Origin of the sequence: Corynebacterium sp. HMSC067D03, assembly GCF_001811185.1 — a bacterium.
Taxonomy (GTDB): Bacteria; Actinomycetota; Actinomycetes; order Mycobacteriales; family Mycobacteriaceae; genus Corynebacterium; species Corynebacterium coyleae.
Genome location: NZ_KV803804.1, coordinates 20,115 through 37,196, shown reverse-complemented (window position 1 = coordinate 37,196; position 17,082 = coordinate 20,115). Strand labels below are relative to the sequence as shown.

Below are 17,082 nucleotides of genomic sequence, written 5' to 3'. Positions count from 1 at the left end.
CCGAACTTTATTATTCGCCAGCGTGGGCACACAGATTGCCTGCTCCCCTCCACGCTCCCAACGCAAAGGAACGACATGATGAAAACCAAAGTGCTTGCGCTCGTCGCTACGGCTGCTCTCTCCCTCGGCCTGGCGAGCTGCTCTGAAGAAAGCACTGATGCAGCAGGCGGCAAAGACACCCCTGTCGTGCTCACAACGTTCACCGTGATCCAGGACATCGCCGCGAACGTTGCGGGCGATCACCTCAAGGTGGAATCCATCACCAAGCCTGGTGCGGAGATCCACGGCTACGAGCCCACCCCCGGCGACATTTCTCGTGCCGCCGACGCGGACCTGATTTTGGATAACGGCATGAACCTGGAGAATTGGTTCGCCCAGTTTGTCGCCGATCTGGATGTGCCGCACGCCGTGGTCAGCGAGGGTGTCGAGCCGATCGACATCGCCGAGGACGCCTACGCCGGCAAGCCCAATCCGCACGCGTGGATGAGCCCGGTGAACGTGCAGAAGTACGTGGACAACATCGTTGACGCGTTCAGCGAACTCGACCCGGAACACGCCGCAGACTTCAAGGCCAACGGCGAGAAATACAAAAACGAACTGCAGGCTGTGCAAGACGAGCTGGAGACCAAGCTCGCCGCCGTCCCCGACAAGCAGCGTGCCTTGGTGACCTGTGAGGGCGCGTTCTCCTACCTGGCCCGCGACGCGAAGCTAACTGAGCGCTACATCTGGCCAGTCAATGCTGAGCAGGAAGCCACCCCGCAGCAGATCGCCGGCGCGATCGAGTTTGTGAAGGAAAACAACGTCCCAGCGGTGTTCTGCGAATCCACAGTCTCTAACGCCCCGATGATGCAGGTCGTGAAGGCCACCGGCGCGGAGTACGGCGGCACCCTCTACGTCGATTCGCTTTCTGAGGAAAACGGTCCGGTGCCGACCTACCTGGATCTGATTCGCCACGACACGAAGGTGATCATCGACGGTTTGAACGGGGGCAAGCAGTGATCCCCGCAATCGCGGTTGACGATGTTGCGGTGCGCTACGGCGACGTCGTCGCGCTCGACGGCGCAACTTTGAGCGTCCAACCAGGCCGTATCTGTGGGCTGATCGGGATGAACGGCGCGGGCAAATCCACGCTACTCAAGGCGATCATGGGGTTGGTCAAGCCGGATCGCGGCACGGTTCGTATCAACGGCATCGACCCCATGCGCGCCCGCAAGACGCAGGTGCTGGGCTACGTCCCGCAGAGCGAGGACGTGGACTGGCAGTTCCCGGTCACAGTGCGTGATGTGGTCATGATGGGCCGCTACGGCCACATGGGCTTTACCCGCCACGCGCGTGCGGAGGACATTGCGGCTGTGGATCGCGCGCTTGAGCGCACCCACCTTGAGTCGTTCGCAGACCGCCAGATCGGTCAGCTTTCGGGTGGCCAGAAGAAGCGTGCCTTCATCGCCCGCGGTATCGCTCAGGGTGCGAGCATCATGCTTCTCGACGAACCCTTCGCCGGCGTGGACAAACATTCCGAGGCCACCATCACTGAGCTGCTGCGTGACCTCGCGGCAGAAGGCACCACTATTTTTGTGGTGACGCACGATCTGGTCGCCCTGCCGCAACTCGCGCCGGAGACGGTGCTGTTGAACCGTCGGGTGTTAATGCACGCCCCGACCGAAGTGGTGTTAGAGCCGGACAATTTGGTGCAGGGCTTCGGTATGGGGGTGTCAGCATGATTGCGCTGCTTACGGAGCCGTTTGGTTACGAGTTCATGATGCGTGCGCTTGCGACCTCGCTGGTGGCGTCGATTGTCTGCGCGCTGTTGTCGTGCTGGCTGGTGTTGGTTGGCTGGTCGCTGATGGGCGATGCGGTAAGCCACGCTGTCCTGCCCGGCGTGGTGCTGGCCTACATTCTGGGCGTGCCGTTTGCCGTCGGCGCGGTGGTGTTCGGGTTCCTTGCGGTGGCACTGATCGGGCTGGTGCGCGATACGTCCCGGGTGAAGGAGGATGCGGCCATTGGCATTGTGTTCACCACCATGTTCGCGCTGGGGCTCGTGCTCATTTCGGTAACCCCTTCGCACACGGATCTGAACCACATCATCTTCGGCAATCTGCTTGGTGTGTCCCGTGGGGACCTGCTGCAGGTGGCCATCCTGGGAGCGATCGTGTTGAGCGTGCTGGTGCTCAAGCGGCGCGACTTCACCCTCTACGCGTTCGATCCCACCCATGCACACGCGATTGGGTTGAATCCGCGTCTGCTCGGTGCGGCACTGCTGGCGCTCCTGGCACTGACGTCCGTTGTGGCGCTACAGGCTGTGGGTGTGATCCTGGTGGTGGCGATGCTGATCATCCCGGGCGCGACCGCCTACCTGCTCACCAACAAGTTCGGCACAATGCTCATCATCGCCCCGACCATGTCGGCGGCGTGTGCAATCGTGGGGTTGTACTGCTCCTACTACCTAGACACAGCCTCTGGCGGCATGATTGTGCTCGCCCAGGGTGTGGTGTTTGCCGTGGTATATCTGTTCGGCCCGCATGGGGTGCTGCGCGGTCGTCGTTACGCATCTACGCGCACGAAGACGGAATCTGTGGCTTCCTCGCCGAGCGGCACCGCCTCCGCCGCGCCGGCAAGCCGCACCGCCACCGCGCCGGAGTAAGGGGCACCCTCTCCCACCTCGAGGGTTGCGCCGACGACGAGCCCGTGACTGTCGAAGAATTGCAGCAGTTTCGGGTCGTCGTCGGCAATGCGTTCAATCGTGGCTTTCTGGCCCGGCTGCACGCCGGTCAGTGGGACGGCCTCGGGGGCATCAACACGCCCGCTGGCTGAGGGGATGGGGTCACCGTGGGGGTCGCGGGTGGGATGGTCAAGAAACGCGTCGATGCGCTCCACCATGAAGTCGCTCACGGAGTGCTCGAGATTTTCCGCCTCGTCGTGCACTTGGTCCCAGGTGTAGCCGAGGGCTTCCACCAGAAACGTTTCAATGAGACGGTGGCGGCGGATCATCGCCACCGCATACGTGTGGCCGAGTTCGGTCAGTTCGATCGTGCCGTAAGGCTTGTGTGTGACAAGCCCCTGCTCGCCAAGTTTGCGCACCCCGTCCGACACCGTGGATTTCCGCAGCCCAAGGTGCTTTGCCACTGACGACGACGTCACCGGCGCATCCGACCACTCCGAAAGGGCCCAAATGCCTTTGAGGTAGTTCTGAGTGCTGGTAGACAGGTCGCCGACAGACATGCCCGTCAGTCTACTTTGCGCTTCACCGGCACCCAGCGAGGCAGTGCAACATCGCGGCCGAACAGGTGGATCACCTTGCGCTCGTAGGAGCCAAGCACCTCGGTGTAGTAGCTAAGGAGTTGCTGCCCAAGCGCCTCCCAGGTCTTATCTGCCACGGACTCCCGGGCGGTGGTGGTGAGTTCGGGGTGGCGGGTGTCGTCGAGAAGCCAGCGCGCTGCGTCGGGGAGCTCCTCGGTGAAGGTGGCCACGTCGAGCAGCAAACCGTTGACGCCGTGCTCGATGAGGTCAACGGGGCCGCCAGCGCGGGGGCCGATCGTGGGCACGCCCGAGGCTTGAGCTTCCTGGATGGCCTGGCAGAAGGTTTCAAACTCGCCGGTATGCACGAACAGGTCGAGCGATGCATACGCGCGGGCGAGCTCCTCGCCAGAAAGCGGGCCGGTGAACACGGCGTTGGGCAAAACCTCTTCAAGCGCCTCGCGCTCCGGGCCGCCGCCGACGATGACCAACTGGATGGACGGGTCCGTAACCAGCGGGGCGAGGCGGTCAACGGACTTCTCCGCGGCGAGGCGGCCGACGAACCCGACGATCTTCTTCGTACCGGTCGGGTCCCACGAACGGCGCAGGATGTCGGAGCGCTTCGACGGGTGGAACAGTTCCGCATCCACGCCACGGCCCCAATGGCGGATATTTTTGATGTTGTGCTCCTCCAGCGCCTTGATCGTTTCCGACGACGGCGCGAGCGTCATCTCGCACATGTTGTGCACGGTGCGGGTCCAGTCCCACGCCATGGTAGCCAGGGTGGACAGTTGGTACTTCGTGGCAAAGCCAGCCACGTCCGTCTGGTAGAGCGCGACCGCGGGCACACCGAGTTGGCGGGCCGCGAACGCCCCCGCTCCGCCAAGCACGAACGGGCTGGCCAGGTGGATGATGTCCGGCTTGAACTGCGACAGTGCTGCTGTGACGGTGGTGGTGGGAACGCCGATGGGCAGCGAATCGATCAACGGCACCATAACGGTGGGCACCCGAACGATCTCAAAGCCAAGGTAGTCAGGAACTTCGTCCTGGAACTCGCGGGCGCCAGGCGCGATCACGATCGCGTCGTGGCCCTCCCGTTTGAGGTGCTCAAGGACGCGAAGGACGGAGTTGGTCACTCCGTTGACGTTGGGCAGAAAGGACTCGGCGACGATTCCCACTCGCATGCTGTTTACTCTCCCAGTTGACGTGAAACTTCGGTCGAATTCCGGCTGAACCGGACGTGAATTTTTCCTACGGCGAGCCAGGCCAGGGCGGCGATAATCGTCGCCACGGCCAGCACCGACAGGGCGGGGATGAGCGAGAGCGCCCACCCGCGGCCTTCCACCTTGACCAGCTCGGTGTTGTTCTTGGCGTAGGTCACCCACACCTGTTGGCCGGGGCCAAGCCCGGTGGGATAGAGCACCCCGTCCCTCGGCGAGACGAGCCGGCCGTCTTCGGTTTCGTACTCCACGTAGGTGCGGAGTCGGGTTTGGTCGGTGACGGTGGCTACGCCGCGGCCGGGGTTGGCGTGGATTTGGGCGTCGTGAAGCGCGGGCCCTGCGACCATGGCGACACAGCCGAGCACGGCGCATCCGTAGAGCGCCATGACGGCTTGGTGTGCGCGTCTGCGCCAGCGCATTACTTGGCCAGTCGCTGCGCAAGTGCGCGGCGGGTTTCGCGGGTGGTCACGGCCTCCACAATCGTGATGCCGTCGGGCTGGGCCTCAAGTTCAAGCAGCACCTCGTGCAGCTCTGCAAGCGATTCGGCGCGGCGGTAGTTCGCCCCATACGCGAGCGCTTGCTTCTCGACGACCACCCCATGCGGCGTCCCAAACGCCCGCTCAAACACGTCGCGGACCGGCTCAGCGGCGGGCTCGAGGGTCTCAAAAATGCCGCCGCCGTCGTCGTTGGCCACGACGATGGTCAGGTTGCCAGGGCGTGGCTCGTCGGGCCCGATGAGCAGGCCGTTGATGTCGTGCAGGAACGTCAGATCGCCCAGCAACGCGACGGTGCGCGGTGCGCGGATCTCGTCCGCACGCAGTGCCTGGGTGGCAAGGGCGATGCCGACAGCTTGGGAGACGGTGCCATCGATACCCGCGGCACCGCGGGCGGCGTAGGTGTCCACGCCGTCGAACGGCATGCCGACAAAGGAGGCATCGCGCACCGGGTTCGACGCGCCGAGCACCATCGTGTCGCCCACCGCGAGGGTGTCGCACACGGCGGCGGCGACGTGCAGGCCGGTGAAGCCGAACTGCTCCTCGGCGAGGGCTTGGCGCACGGTGTCGGCGCCGACCTCGCCGGCTGCCTCACAGATCTTGATCCAGGTATCCGTCGGCTGGCCCGTGGCGTTGACGCGCGAGCCGCGCAGATCCGGCTGGCCGGTAAACGTGTCCGTGCGCGACAGGCCAATGACTGTGATGTCCGGATCCGCCAGCAGCGCCATGACGTCGCGGTGCAGCGTCGGGTGCCCCACCACAACGACCTGTTCCGGCTTGGTGGACGCGGCGAAGTCACCCCCGTCGTGGGAGATGGCCACCTCCGACTGCGCGAAGAACCGCGCAGCCAACGGGTGGACCTGGTGGAACGGGGTCGGCGCCGTCGGCTCAGCGATGGTGGGCACGTGTTCCAGGCCGGGTACTTCCCAGGCCTCGTCGCCGGCGATGACCAGCGTGTCGCGGGTCAGGTCGATGTCCACGACTCCATGGTCGACGAACCCGGCGCCCGAGCCTGCGAGCGCACCGCGTGCGAGGACGCCCGGGCCGACCCGGCGCGGCTCGCCAACCGGCTCTAGCAGCGCGTCCGGCACGAGCGGGGTGTCCAGCGCAACGTTGATGTGTACTTGGCCGGCGTCGAACGAGATCGCTTCCGCCGCCGCCTCGTCCGCCACCTGTTGGGTCTCGGCGTAGCGGCCGAAGATGCCCTGCTGCCAAATGGTCTGGCTGGCACCGGTGCCCACGAGGCGCTCCGGGCGGTCGGCGCTGATCACGGCAAGCGGCGTGTGCGACATATGCGCCTCGATCATCGCCGGGTACGCGTTCGCCACCGCCGTGCCCGAGGTCATCACCACGCCAACGTGTCGGCGCTGCACGCGTGCGAGGCCGAGGGCGGTGAAGGCGGCGGAGCGTTCGTCGATACGCATATGCACCGTGATGTCGCGACGCGCGAGCAGCGCGTACGCCAGCGGCGAGTTGCGCGAACCCGGGCTCATCACCACATCAGTGCAATGCTTTGCGACGACCCCCGCCACCGCCGTAGCCAATTCCATAGCCGTTGCCATCTACCTACTGCTCCTGGAGAAACTGGTCCGCGCCGTCGCGGATCTGGTCGAGAATATCGCGGGCACTGTCCCGAACATCGCGCGGGATCTCAACATCATCCGGCAGCGGCTCCGGCGGCAACATCGAGGTTGCTTCCTCGCGGTCGCGGAAGATCGACGGGAACTTCGTCGTCGTCGTAGTCGTGGTCTCCGTCGCGGTGGTCGTCTGGGTGACCGTCTCCGTCAACGGCTGCTTTTTGGCATCCGCTGCCGCCCCTTGCCACAGGAAAAACAGCACCACAGCTGCAATGAACGCCAACGCTGCGAACACACCCAGCGCAATCGACGCGGCACTCGAGCCCTTCTGCGGCTCCGGCTGGTACGGCTCCTGATACTGGGGCTCGTACGGGGGCTCGTACTGCTGGTATTGCGGCTGGTAGTACTGATCGTCGTACTGGGCCTGTTGTTCGGACTGGTCCGGGAAGTACTGCCTCGGGCGCGGGCGCTGCGGCTCGTCGCCTGGACGGCCGTACTGTCTCGTCTCGTTATCCATGGCAAATAGACTAGCGCCCCGGCAGGAGAACTGCCGGGGCGCGTCGTCGATAAGCAGAATGCTCCTAGAGCACCAGCCCAAACACAGGTACTGCGATGAAGTACGTAGCCAGGGAGATGAGCACCAACGCAATCGCGTTGAGCCACACACCACCCTTGATCATCTCGCCCATGGTGACGTAACCGGACGAGTAAGCGATCGCGTTCGGCGGAGTTGCCACCGGCAGCATGAACGCACACGTTGCAGACAGCGCAACAGGGATAGCCAGCAGCAGAACGTTCATCTCGGTCGCCTCGGTCAGGCCGATACCAACGGCCACACCACCCATGATCGGCAGGAAGGTCGCAGCCGTTGCGGTGTTGGAGGTCAGCTCCGTCAGCAGCAGCACCAGCGCAGCGATGGCGAAGATGAGCAGGAACATCGGCAGGCTCGCCAGGCCCTTCGCCTTCTCACCGATCCACAGCGACAGACCGGTTGCGGTAAACATCGCCGACAGGGACAGGCCGCCACCGAAGAGCATCAGCACGTCCCACGGCATCTCATTCGCCGTCTTCCAATCCAACAGACGCTTGCCGTCAGAGGTACCCGGGATGATGAACATGAGCATGCCGGCGATGATGCCGACGATCGCGTCATCGTACGGGAAATCCCAACCAAAGTGATTGCGGCCCAGCGGGATGAAAATCCAGGCAAGCGCGGCGACGAGGAAGATCACACCCACAGCAACCTGCGGGAAGGTCCAGGCACCGAGCTTCTTCAGCTCATCGTCGATCAGCTCCTTGCCGCCCGGAATGGTGTCAACCTCCGGCTTGAACACCGTGATCAGCAACCACCAAGCAATGAAGGTGAACACAACCGCGACCGGCAGGCCGACCAGCATCCACTGACCGAAACCGATAACGATGCCGTGGGCCTCCTCCATGTAGCCCTTCAGCAGCGCGTTCGGCGGAGTACCGATCAGCGTTGCCAGGGAGCCAATGGAAGCCGAGTACGCGATAGCAAGCATGAGCGCGGTAGCGAACTTCTTCTGGTTCTTCATGCCACCAACCGTGTCCGCGGTCAGCATGAGCACCGACGTACCAATCGGCAGCATGACCACAGCGGTAGCAGTGTTAGACACCCACATGGACATAAAGCCAGTGGCCAGCATAAAGCCCAAAATGATGCGCTTCGGCGAAGTACCGACAATCTTGACCACCACCAGAGCCAGACGGCGGTGCAGGTTCCAACGCTGCAGACCCAGCGCCATGAGGAAGCCACCCATAAACAGGAAGATCGTCGCCGAAGCGTACGGCGAGGACACTTCCTTAAACGGAGCCACACCTGCGATCGGGAACACCGCAATCGGCACCAAGGCGGTGGCGGCCAGCGGGATGGCCTCCGTCATCCACCACGCACCCATCAACACAGTGGTGGCAGCGACGATGCGCATCGTGTCCGCGGAGTACTCCACCCCCTCCTTCGCACCGGAGGACTGCAACACCGTCTCAGCAGCGTTGGCAGGGAACAAGAAATACACCAAAACAGCCAGCACCACACCGGTGATCAGGCCGATAAGTTGGCGGCGCCACTCGCCAGGTTCGGGCGCTTTTGCCAGTTCGCCTTCTGAAAGCGAGGCAGATTCGTGCATCACGGGAGTCGACATGGGCGAAAGATTAGCCGACTGCCCCCGGATCCCACATGCGAATGCAACAAGAAATCGGACAATTACACCCGGAAAGAGGGATCCCGCTCCAGCACAGCCATGCACGCACGGACCCTGGCGAACCACCAATCCCTGCGCTCACCTGGGGCGCGAAGCCCGTGGAGGCGTTCCGGATCGGGGGTAGTGCGGGTGATAGCAAGTTCGCCGTTATCCATGACGCGGGGCTCCGCAACGTCCTCCACGAACAGGCGCTGGGTTGCCAGCCCCGCCGCACGCGAACCGGTGAGCTTCGCCGCGATCAACCCCGCATCCATCCCAACAGCGGTATCCAAGGCGCTAGCGACAGTGACATCGAGGTGCAGGTCGCGCGCGATGGTGACCAGGTTGGCCACTCCCCCAAGCGGGGCGACCTTGCACACCGCCACGTCCGCCGCGTTCAGTTCAGCCACGCGGTACGGGTCGGCGGCACGCCTGATCGACTCGTCCGCAGCAATCGGGGTGCTGGTGCGGCGGCGCACCTCCGCAAGTTCCTCCACCGTGGCGCACGGCTGCTCGATGTACTCCAACTCGCCGAGCTTCTCCGCCGCTTCGACGGCTTGGTCGACGGTCCAGCCACGGTTGGCGTCGACACGCAAACGCGCGTCGGGGCGGAGGCGACGGACCGCGGCGACGCGGCGGATGTCGTCGTCAAGCGACTGCGAAGGCTCAGCGACCTTGATCTTGAACGTGTTAACCCCCGGGTAGCGCGCGAGCACAGGCTCGACGTCCTCGACCGCGGGAATCGTGCCGTTGACCTCCACAGTGCCGTGGGCTTCGGGCAGGCCGGTGAACGCCGCCTCGAGCCCGGCGCGCAGCCAGGCGGCGGACTCCTCGGGTGCATATTCGATGAATGGGGAGAATTCGCCCCAGCCGGCGGGGCCGTCGATAAGCAAGGCCTCACGCGTGGTGATGCCGCGGAACTTCACAGCCATGGGCAGCGCGACAACGTGGGCGCGCTCGAGGATCTCGTCAACGGATGGGGTCATGGGTGCTTTATACCTCTTTATAGGTTGGGGTAGTTATAAAGAGGTATAAAACGTCAACCACGAGCCTCACGCTCCTGCCCGCCCCGCTCGTTTCTCACGAATTCGGCGAACCCCGGAACAGTGAACCTCAAGTAGCCGAAACCACTTTCCTCGATTAATCCCTTGTCAAGCAAAGATCTACGGACCATGCTGATTCCGGTTGTAGGTCGGCCCATTCTCTCGGCGATATCGCCTCGCTTCACCTGTGGCTCTAGATCCTCAGCCATTGCGCTAATGAATTCCCTCTCCACGTCGGTAGCTTTGTGCCACCGGGAGCGGAACATGGTCAACTGAGTTTCTTGGAATCGATCCGCTACATGTTTGAGGTTTGCTAGGCCAATAAAAGTGCCAGGGTCCGGAAAATCGGCCGCTTGCCACACCAGATCGCCTACAACCTGAATGAAATACGGGTAGCCGCCTGCTAAACGGACAGCTTCCTGGAGCGTGGCCGGAGACCAATTCACGCCCTTCTTCTTCGCCGGTTGTACTAATGCTTCCTCAGCGTGTTCTCGGTCCAGAGATTCAAGATGCACATAACTAAAGCGCTCTGCAAAACTCACAGCATCGGTAATCACATCCTGACTATGACTGAGCCCAGCTGCAAAGATGGCGAGAGGGAGCTCAGCATTTTCTGCCTGCATCTGCTGCCACGCGTACGCAAGCGAGCGCAGGCCATCTGCATCAGCCGACTGAATCTCGTCAATACAAACAACCATTCCACTAGCCCTGCCCCGGATCGTTTCCGCTGCATCAACAAGCGCGCGCTGCATTTGGTCTCCATATCCCGACGCATCTGGCCTCAGGCCTTCAACTGGTTGAGATCCTCCAACCGAAACACCAAACGCTTCAACCCGCAGCGACGACAACAGCCCGAGCAGCTTTTCTCCAGCCTCATCCTTCCAGCTGCGAGCAATCTCGCCGATTTTGTCCAAAAGGGCATTGAAAAGTGGCCGGTCCCCCGCTGTAATCCAGGCGGTTTCAAAGCCTTCAGCCTTAGCTTCTGCTTCAACTGCTCGAAGCAAGCTGGTCTTTCCTATGCCGCGGGGTCCCACGTAGACCTTCACCTGCCCCATCAGCCCAGGATCATGAGCCATAAAGAAAAGCTCGCGCTTCGCCTCCCTAAGAACTTGGTCTCTGCCATAAATGGTGGAGGCCACCACGCCAGGTGTGTACGGACTGCGCTGAACCATAGCCTCTTTATACCTCTTTATAGGTTGGGCTAGTTATAAAGAGGTATAAAGCGGACGCGTGAGTACGATTACCCCCATGCAGTACTCCACCGCCCAGCCCTTCGACCCCAGCCAGTGGCGCGAGGTCGAGGGCTTCGATTTCACGGACATCACCTACCACCGCCACGTGGGCGACACGCGTGCCGACGGCACCGTGCGCATCGCATTCGACCGCCCCGAAGTCCGCAACGCGTTTCGCCCCCACACCGTGGATGAGCTCTACCAGGCGTTGGATCACGCCCGGCGCGATCCGTCGGTAGGCGTGGTGCTGCTGACCGGCAACGGGCCTTCGGAGAAGGATGGCGGCTGGGCGTTCTGCTCCGGCGGCGACCAACGCATCCGCGGCCGCTCCGGCTACCAATACGCCGGCGGCGAAACCGCCGAAACCGTCGATGAGGCGCGCGTGAAGGCCGAGGGCGGACGTCTTCATATTTTGGAGGTCCAGCGCCTGATCCGCACCATGCCCAAGGTAGTCATCGCGGTGGTCAACGGCTGGGCCGCCGGCGGCGGACACTCACTCCACGTCGTATGCGACCTCACCATCGCCTCACGCGAGGAAGCCCGGTTCAAGCAGACCGACGCGGACGTGGGCTCCTTCGACGCCGGCTACGGCTCCGCCTACCTAGCCAAGATGGTCGGCCAGAAGTTCGCCCGCGAAATCTTCTTCCTCGGCCGCACCTACTCAGCCGAGGAGATGCAGCGCATGGGCGCGGTCAACATCGTTGCCTCGCATGCTTCATTGGAAGAAGAGGCGATCCAGGTCGCCCGCGAAATCAACGGCAAGTCCCCCACCGCGCAGCGCATGCTCAAATTCGCCTTCAACCTTGTCGACGACGGCCTCATGGGCCAACAAGTCTTCGCCGGCGAAGCCACCCGCCTGGCCTACATGACCGACGAAGCCGTCGAAGGCCGCGACTCGTTTTTGGAGAAACGCCCGCCACGCTGGGACGACTTCCCCTTCTACTACTAGGCTTCTTGGGGGTACGGCGGTACTTTGCCGGGCTGGCGGCCCGGCGGCCCTGCGGCCCCCACCCAAAATAGTTCCCCGCTCGGGAACTATTTCGGGTTTTTGGCTCCACCGCGGCGGCGTTCTCCCAGGTCGGCTGTCTTGGGAGGCAAGAAAGTTCCACATCCCGGCCCAACCACGGGAACTATTTTCGCCGGCCCCCTCTTCCACTGACAGATTCTGCAGAATCTGTCAGGGGCGATTTCTGACCAGGCGCGATGCCGGCGACTGACAGATTCCGCCGTGATCTGTCAGGAACGCGCCGCCACGCTTGCCTCAGCCAACCTCAACTAAGCCAAGCTCAGCCTCGTCTCCGGAGACTCCAACCCGCTCGTCAGCAGCCAGGGGAACAGGTTCTTTTTCGGGCGTCGTAAATGCCGTGCGGCGGCGGGCCAGCAACCGATCGGCAACAAGCATCGCGGCGAAGGTAAGGCCGAGTAGCGGCAGAAACAGGCCGACCGGGATCGCTACGACGGCGAGGATGGCCCAGTCGCGGCCGGTGAGATCAGCCTGACCTGGGACGCCGGCGATGGCGTTCTTTGTTGGGCGGCGTCGCCACCAGAGGATGTAGCCCATCACGACCATGGCGCAGATCGCGAGCGCGCAGATAGCGAGCAGGATCTGCAGAGGCAGGCCGAACATGATGCCCATGTGCAGGTAGATGCCCCAGCTGGTCAGTTTTGAGAACAGTGGCAGTTCAGAGAATGGGAGCTTGTCTACAAGGTCACCGTTTTGGCCGTTCACGCTCACGGCGTCGGAGGTGGTGCGCCACGGCACCCAGCGCTCGCTGGCCTGCCACGCCTCGTCGGTGTTCTTGGGGACGAAGAGGCGCACTGATCCGGTGAGGCCTTCGGCGCGGGCGGTTTCGAGGACGGTGGCGGCTTGGTCGGCCACCTCGTCCTTGGTCAGGCCTTCGGCTCCGTGTGCGCTGGCGGGGTGGTGGTCGGCGTGCTCGTCGGCTGGGGCGGCTTCCGCGTCGGCGACCAGGGAGGTTTCGATCGGTTCTGCTTTGCCGCCCAACCAGGTGATTGTGCGGTCGACGTTTTCGCCGGCGAATACGGACCAGGTGATGCCTGTGGCGGACAGTCCCAGCATGGCCACGAGCAGCCAGGTTCCGGCTACGCCGTGCAAGTTCAGCACTTTACGACGACGCCCCGTCGCATTCTCCAACCCAACCAGGGCTCGCTTCCGGGCCATCCGCCACCACAGGTACAGGCCGCCCAGGGCGACGACCCACAGCCAGCTGGCTGCCACCTCTGCGTAAAGCTCGCCGACCTCGCCGAGGTGGAGGCTCTTGTGTAGCGACGAGATCCAGTAGCGCAGCGGGAGTTCGCCGAGGCCGGAGTAGGTTGGCTCGTCGCCAATGACGTCACCGGTGTGGGGGTTGACGAAGATGCTGCGGAGTTGGTTTGTTTCGGTGAGGGATTCGTCGATAAGCAAAACGCGCGTTGCTTCATCGGGTGTCGACGACGGCCACACCTGCGCCACATCCATGTCCGGGTGTGTGTCCTGCGCGGCCCTGATTTGGCTGGCCAGCGGGGCGTTGGTGTCGGAGGCGGGAACGGTCAGCACGTCTTTGTAGACGACGTTTTCGAGCGACGGAGCGACCGCGTAGAGAGCGCCACTTAGCGCGGCGACAAAGATGAACGGGGCAATGAACAGGCCCGCGTAAAAATGGATTCTTCTGGTCAGCGCGGGCAGGCCGCTGCGCCGTTGGACAGTACTGGACACACATACACCTTTCGGTTGATACAGGGACGCATTTTTAGTCGGATGCGTTGGCCCGCCAGTTCCCAACAGATGTCGATTTTCCAAAGCGCCTGGCAGATCCTGTCCTGATCTGTCGGATAGCCCAAAAGACGATATCGGGTTTTAGCACCTTTCCGACGCCGTTTCCCCAGGTCGTGCTCCGGCGAGAATGCCAAATCCCGATATCGTCTTTTGGGCTTTCGGTAGCGTGGTGCCATGAAACGTCACGTACCGATCCTCGCCACCACTCTCCTGCTGGCTGCCTGCGGCACGGAGACCGAACCAACCCAAACGCCTGCACCGGAAACAACGACGGTCGTTTCTCACGAGACGGTCAGCGCACCGACTAGCGCACCGGCCAACGAAACGTCAACCGACGCGACCACGGCGTCAGCGACACCGACCGCTTCGATCCGTGACCTGTACGCGGAAGCGATCGCAGACCCGGCGCGCTTCTTCGCGGACCTCGCGGATCTCGACGGCACGTTCACCTACGACGTTTTGGACATCAACGGCGATCTCGAACCCGAACTGCTGCTCCGCGCAGGCGTCAGCGCAGCCCCAGACGCAGCCCCAGACGCAGGCGCGGCCAACGGCAACCCATCGCCGGTGCGCGTGCTGCGGGCCCAGAACGGCGAGGTCACCTGGACGAAGGACTACCTCGTCGACTCGGACGAGCCCTACCCGACAGTGTTCACCAACGGCACGCAGCCGGGCTTGGACCAGTACGAAACGGACGGTCCCCGCCTCAACGTGACGCACTTCGAACTGCGGGGTCAGCGTCTGGAAAAGGTGTGGGGCCCGGAGGAGACGGTCGTCGGCAATCCGCTCAGCGATGTCACACGGATCACCTGGCACCCGACGACGGACGCGGCGGCGCTGGACAAAATCGGCAGCGCAACACTGCGTGGTCCGTTGGAGGGCACGATGGGGCAGGTGTCCAAGGTGGAGCACCTGCAGGGTGAGCAGTTCCGCGTCCGGTTCGAGCCGACCGCCGACGGCATCGCGGTGACGTACCCGGACCTTGGCTGCGCGGGCCACCTCGCGAAAACCGAGGATGGCTTCCGCGAGACGATCACCGAGGGCACCTGCGATAACGGCGGCACGTGGCATTTGCTTATCGACGACAACCACGCCCACGCCTTCTACAACTCCCCCGATGGTCGCTACACGGCAGATGGACGCCTGACCCCGGCGGGTTAGCGTCGCACTGGGCGCATGCCGCGCAGCACCCGCATCAGCGCCGCGACAACGACTGCCAGCAGCGCTAACCCCACCGCAGCCGCAATCCACACGCGTGCACCGGTGGCGGTGATTGGCCATGCGGGGACGGCGAGGATCCATAGTGCGGACTGTGCGAGGACGTCGCCGCCGATCGTGGCGGAGACGATCGTGACCAGGATCGTCGTGGCCAGCGTCCACGCCACGCCGAAGCGGACGGTGATGGCAAGTGCGGTGAGGGCCAATACGCTGCCTGCGAGGAACGCGAGGAGTCCGAAGCGCGCGTCGCCAACCACGGCCGCTCCGAACGCGCACACGAGGGCGACGACTCCAACGCACCAAGTGGCCAATGCGGCGCGGACGTGTGGGTGTTCGACCTGCATGAGCGCCCAGGCGGGACGCAGTTTCGGCCACACGAGGGTGGGCAGCACGCCGGCCCCAACCGGCAGGATGGCGTAGGCGAACAGCGCCTCGCGCACGTCCACCGGGTATGCCAGCGAGAACAGCAGCACCAGGGCGGTGAGCAGGAGCAAGACGCTTATCGACGACACCCTCGCCGCCATCGCAACCCCCTTCACCGCAGCCACGTATCCGGTGGTTTCGGGGCGCGGCGTTGCCGGCCCTGCGGCCAGCGGTGCGGTGACGTGGTGGACTCGGCGGCGGCGCAGTATGGGTCGGGTGCGCGGTGGTACGAGGGCGGCCACTACAAAGCCAATTGCTGCGAGTAGCAGTGTGAGGGTGAGGGCGGGAATGGGAGATTCCCCCGCCATGGGGTCGGTGGCGTCGAGGGGTAGCAGGTTGAAGTGCAGGCCCATGGTCGGCAGCGCCAACCGGGTTGGCCAGGCGCCGGGGTTTATCCACCACCAGTCGCGCTCGGCGAAGTAGCCGAGGCCGATGGTGAATGCGAAGCCGAGGATGATGGTTGGCAGGATCCCGATGCGTCGCGTGGCAGCGGCGGCGAGGCCTGCGGGTCCGAGCATGCCCAGCCACACAAATAGGCCGACGAGTGCGATCGAGGCCGTGTTGTCCAGGTTGAATACGAGGCCGGCGGCAAACGGCACGACAAAGTCGAAGGCGACGAACGCGGCCAGCGCCAGCCACACCACGACTATGCGGGCGGCGCGGGTGCGCATGGGTGAAACCGGCCGCCACAATGTGCCGCCGCCGCGGGCGTCACGCTCGCGGGTTTCGGCCAAACCGGCGAACAGTGCGGCGGCGGGCGCAGCCATGCCGGTGACTAACAGGCCTTGCGGGTAGAGCAGGTTCGTCGCGGTCTCGACGTTTCCGGCCAGGGCGAACAACGTCAGCAGCACGCCGACCAGCAGGCCTGCTCCGGCGAGCCACCACAGCATGGAGCCGCGCGCACGGATCCATTCGGCGTGTAGGAGGTTCATCGGTCACCACCGGAGGTGAGCCGGAAGAACGACTCTTCTAGGTTGGGGCCGAGTTCCGCGAGCTCGCCTGCGAAGCGGACGCCGCCGCCTGCGATCACGGTGGCGTCATCGGCCATGTGGAGTACTTCGCCGAGTTGGTGGGAACTGACCAGGACGGTGCGTCCAGCTCGCGCGTATTCGCGGAGGTAGTCGCGCAGGTGGGCAATGCCTTCAGGGTCGAGGCCGTTTTGTGGTTCGTCGAGAATAAGCACCTCTGGCTCGCCGAGCAGCGCTTGGGCGAGCGCAAGGCGGCCTTTCATGCCGGTGGAGAAACTGCCGGCTTTCTTCTTGCCCGCGGTTTGGAGACCGACCAGTTCGAGGACTCGGTCGGCTTCGCTGTCCGGAAGTCCCAAGAGCGTGGTGTGGACGCGGAGGTTGTTGCGGGCGCTGAGGTGGCTGTAAAAGGCGGGGTCGTTGATGGAGGCGCCGACATGGCGCAGTGCCGAACGGTCAAACGGCTGCCCCATCAGTGTCACCTCGCCGGCATCGGGTTCGATCAGGCCGAGCAGCACCGACATCAGCGTCGATTTACCCGCGCCGTTGGGGCCGAGCAGTGCGTGGACTCGGCCCGGGGTGGTGGTCAACGACACGTCGCGAAGTACATGGTGGTCCCCGAAGGACACGACCACGCCGCGGCAAGCAAGTTGGGTATCAGTCATGGCATTCATGGTCGTCGCCGAACAAGGCGACCAC

The 17,082-nt window shown here is 63.8% G+C and carries 16 protein-coding genes; 5 read left to right on the top strand and 11 right to left on the bottom strand.

Going from position 1 to position 17,082, the window contains the following annotated elements:
- Window positions 1-78: 78 nt before the first annotated feature.
- The 3 genes from HMPREF2785_RS03305 to HMPREF2785_RS03295 are packed head-to-tail and all read left to right on the top strand — an operon-like array spanning window position 79 to window position 2,641.
- On the top strand, window positions 79-999 hold the full coding sequence (locus HMPREF2785_RS03305; protein WP_371325693.1) for a metal ABC transporter substrate-binding protein: 921 nt from the start codon (window positions 79-81) through the stop codon (window positions 997-999).
- The gene (locus tag HMPREF2785_RS03300) at window positions 996-1,721 is read left to right on the top strand and encodes a metal ABC transporter ATP-binding protein (RefSeq protein WP_034997179.1); all 726 of its coding nucleotides are present in this window, start codon (window positions 996-998) and stop codon (window positions 1,719-1,721) included. The genes HMPREF2785_RS03305 and HMPREF2785_RS03300 overlap by 4 nt, the downstream gene beginning before the upstream one ends.
- On the top strand, window positions 1,718-2,641 hold the full coding sequence (locus tag HMPREF2785_RS03295) for a metal ABC transporter permease (RefSeq protein WP_070452444.1): 924 nt from the start codon (window positions 1,718-1,720) through the stop codon (window positions 2,639-2,641). The genes HMPREF2785_RS03300 and HMPREF2785_RS03295 overlap by 4 nt, the downstream gene beginning before the upstream one ends.
- On the opposite strand, the gene HMPREF2785_RS03290 is transcribed toward HMPREF2785_RS03295, so the two are convergent.
- The 8 genes from HMPREF2785_RS03290 to HMPREF2785_RS03255 form a co-directional block, all read right to left on the bottom strand.
- A complete protein-coding gene (locus HMPREF2785_RS03290) occupies window positions 2,542-3,219 on the bottom strand; it encodes a metal-dependent transcriptional regulator (RefSeq protein WP_070614252.1) in 678 nt (225 codons plus the stop codon). The two genes, HMPREF2785_RS03295 and HMPREF2785_RS03290, sit on opposite strands and share 100 nt — an antisense overlap.
- Before the next feature lie 5 nt (window positions 3,220-3,224).
- A complete protein-coding gene (locus HMPREF2785_RS03285) occupies window positions 3,225-4,418 on the bottom strand; it encodes a glycosyltransferase family 4 protein (RefSeq protein WP_070614251.1) in 1,194 nt (397 codons plus the stop codon).
- Window positions 4,419-4,423: 5 nt separating this feature from the next.
- Complete coding sequence (locus HMPREF2785_RS03280; RefSeq protein WP_246815457.1) at window positions 4,424-4,840, bottom strand: DUF3592 domain-containing protein; 417 nt, start codon at window positions 4,838-4,840, stop codon at window positions 4,424-4,426.
- 32 nt (window positions 4,841-4,872) lie between these two features.
- Window positions 4,873-6,510, bottom strand: a complete 1,638-nt coding sequence (gene menD / locus HMPREF2785_RS03275) for a 2-succinyl-5-enolpyruvyl-6-hydroxy-3-cyclohexene-1-carboxylic-acid synthase (protein WP_070614250.1) — start codon at window positions 6,508-6,510, stop codon at window positions 4,873-4,875.
- 4 nt (window positions 6,511-6,514) lie between these two features.
- Complete coding sequence (locus HMPREF2785_RS03270; RefSeq protein ID WP_070421753.1) at window positions 6,515-7,042, bottom strand: hypothetical protein; 528 nt, start codon at window positions 7,040-7,042, stop codon at window positions 6,515-6,517.
- A 64-nt stretch (window positions 7,043-7,106) separates the two neighbouring features.
- A complete protein-coding gene (locus HMPREF2785_RS03265) occupies window positions 7,107-8,687 on the bottom strand; it encodes an SLC13 family permease (protein ID WP_070614249.1) in 1,581 nt (526 codons plus the stop codon).
- Window positions 8,688-8,749: 62 nt separating this feature from the next.
- A complete protein-coding gene (locus HMPREF2785_RS03260) occupies window positions 8,750-9,712 on the bottom strand; it encodes an o-succinylbenzoate synthase (protein ID WP_070614248.1) in 963 nt (320 codons plus the stop codon).
- Window positions 9,713-9,765: 53 nt separating this feature from the next.
- The gene (locus HMPREF2785_RS03255; protein ID WP_070614247.1) at window positions 9,766-10,941 is read right to left on the bottom strand and encodes an AAA family ATPase; all 1,176 of its coding nucleotides are present in this window, start codon (window positions 10,939-10,941) and stop codon (window positions 9,766-9,768) included.
- 76 nt (window positions 10,942-11,017) lie between these two features.
- On the opposite strand from HMPREF2785_RS03255, the gene HMPREF2785_RS03250 reads away from it, so the two are divergent.
- Entirely contained in the window at window positions 11,018-11,950 is a 933-nt protein-coding gene (locus HMPREF2785_RS03250; protein WP_070614246.1) for a 1,4-dihydroxy-2-naphthoyl-CoA synthase, read from the top strand.
- A gap of 312 nt (window positions 11,951-12,262) precedes the next feature.
- On the opposite strand, the gene HMPREF2785_RS03245 is transcribed toward HMPREF2785_RS03250, so the two are convergent.
- Window positions 12,263-13,717, bottom strand: coding sequence for a PepSY-associated TM helix domain-containing protein (locus tag HMPREF2785_RS03245; RefSeq protein ID WP_070421748.1), 1,455 nt, complete (start codon window positions 13,715-13,717; stop codon window positions 12,263-12,265).
- 234 nt (window positions 13,718-13,951) lie between these two features.
- Between HMPREF2785_RS03245 and HMPREF2785_RS03240 the strand changes: the two genes are divergently transcribed.
- Window positions 13,952-14,938, top strand: coding sequence for a hypothetical protein (locus HMPREF2785_RS03240; protein WP_070614245.1), 987 nt, complete (start codon window positions 13,952-13,954; stop codon window positions 14,936-14,938).
- Here the strand turns inward: HMPREF2785_RS03240 and HMPREF2785_RS03235 are convergent.
- Together HMPREF2785_RS03235 and HMPREF2785_RS03230 are read right to left on the bottom strand one after the other, a co-directional pair.
- A complete protein-coding gene (locus HMPREF2785_RS03235) occupies window positions 14,935-16,350 on the bottom strand; it encodes an ABC-2 family transporter permease (protein ID WP_070614244.1) in 1,416 nt (471 codons plus the stop codon). The genes HMPREF2785_RS03240 and HMPREF2785_RS03235 overlap by 4 nt on opposite strands.
- Window positions 16,347-17,048, bottom strand: coding sequence for an ATP-binding cassette domain-containing protein (locus tag HMPREF2785_RS03230; RefSeq protein ID WP_070452480.1), 702 nt, complete (start codon window positions 17,046-17,048; stop codon window positions 16,347-16,349). Before HMPREF2785_RS03230 ends, HMPREF2785_RS03235 begins: the two co-directional genes overlap by 4 nt.
- Between the last annotated feature and the right edge of the window lie 34 nt (window positions 17,049-17,082).

Bases quoted from the DNA above. Each gene is read 5' to 3' on its own strand.
- HMPREF2785_RS03230 (WP_070452480.1), bottom strand. From the start codon at position 17,048: ATGACTGATACCCAACTTGCTTGCCGCGGCGTGGTCGTGTCCTTCGGG.
- HMPREF2785_RS03240 (WP_070614245.1), top strand. From the start codon at position 13,952: ATGAAACGTCACGTACCGATCCTCGCCACCACTCTCCTGCTGGCTGCC.
- HMPREF2785_RS03260 (WP_070614248.1), bottom strand. From the start codon at position 9,712: ATGACCCCATCCGTTGACGAGATCCTCGAGCGCGCCCACGTTGTCGCG.
- HMPREF2785_RS03250 (WP_070614246.1), top strand. From the start codon at position 11,018: ATGCAGTACTCCACCGCCCAGCCCTTCGACCCCAGCCAGTGGCGCGAG.
- HMPREF2785_RS03235 (WP_070614244.1), bottom strand. From the start codon at position 16,350: ATGAACCTCCTACACGCCGAATGGATCCGTGCGCGCGGCTCCATGCTG.
- HMPREF2785_RS03270 (WP_070421753.1), bottom strand. From the start codon at position 7,042: ATGGATAACGAGACGAGACAGTACGGCCGTCCAGGCGACGAGCCGCAG.
- HMPREF2785_RS03265 (WP_070614249.1), bottom strand. From the start codon at position 8,687: ATGTCGACTCCCGTGATGCACGAATCTGCCTCGCTTTCAGAAGGCGAA.
- HMPREF2785_RS03255 (WP_070614247.1), bottom strand. From the start codon at position 10,941: ATGGTTCAGCGCAGTCCGTACACACCTGGCGTGGTGGCCTCCACCATT.
- HMPREF2785_RS03285 (WP_070614251.1), bottom strand. From the start codon at position 4,418: ATGCGAGTGGGAATCGTCGCCGAGTCCTTTCTGCCCAACGTCAACGGA.
- HMPREF2785_RS03305 (WP_371325693.1), top strand. From the start codon at position 79: ATGAAAACCAAAGTGCTTGCGCTCGTCGCTACGGCTGCTCTCTCCCTC.
- menD (WP_070614250.1), bottom strand. From the start codon at position 6,510: ATGGCAACGGCTATGGAATTGGCTACGGCGGTGGCGGGGGTCGTCGCA.
- HMPREF2785_RS03280 (WP_246815457.1), bottom strand. From the start codon at position 4,840: ATGGCGCTCTACGGATGCGCCGTGCTCGGCTGTGTCGCCATGGTCGCA.
- HMPREF2785_RS03295 (WP_070452444.1), top strand. From the start codon at position 1,718: ATGATTGCGCTGCTTACGGAGCCGTTTGGTTACGAGTTCATGATGCGT.
- HMPREF2785_RS03290 (WP_070614252.1), bottom strand. From the start codon at position 3,219: ATGTCTGTCGGCGACCTGTCTACCAGCACTCAGAACTACCTCAAAGGC.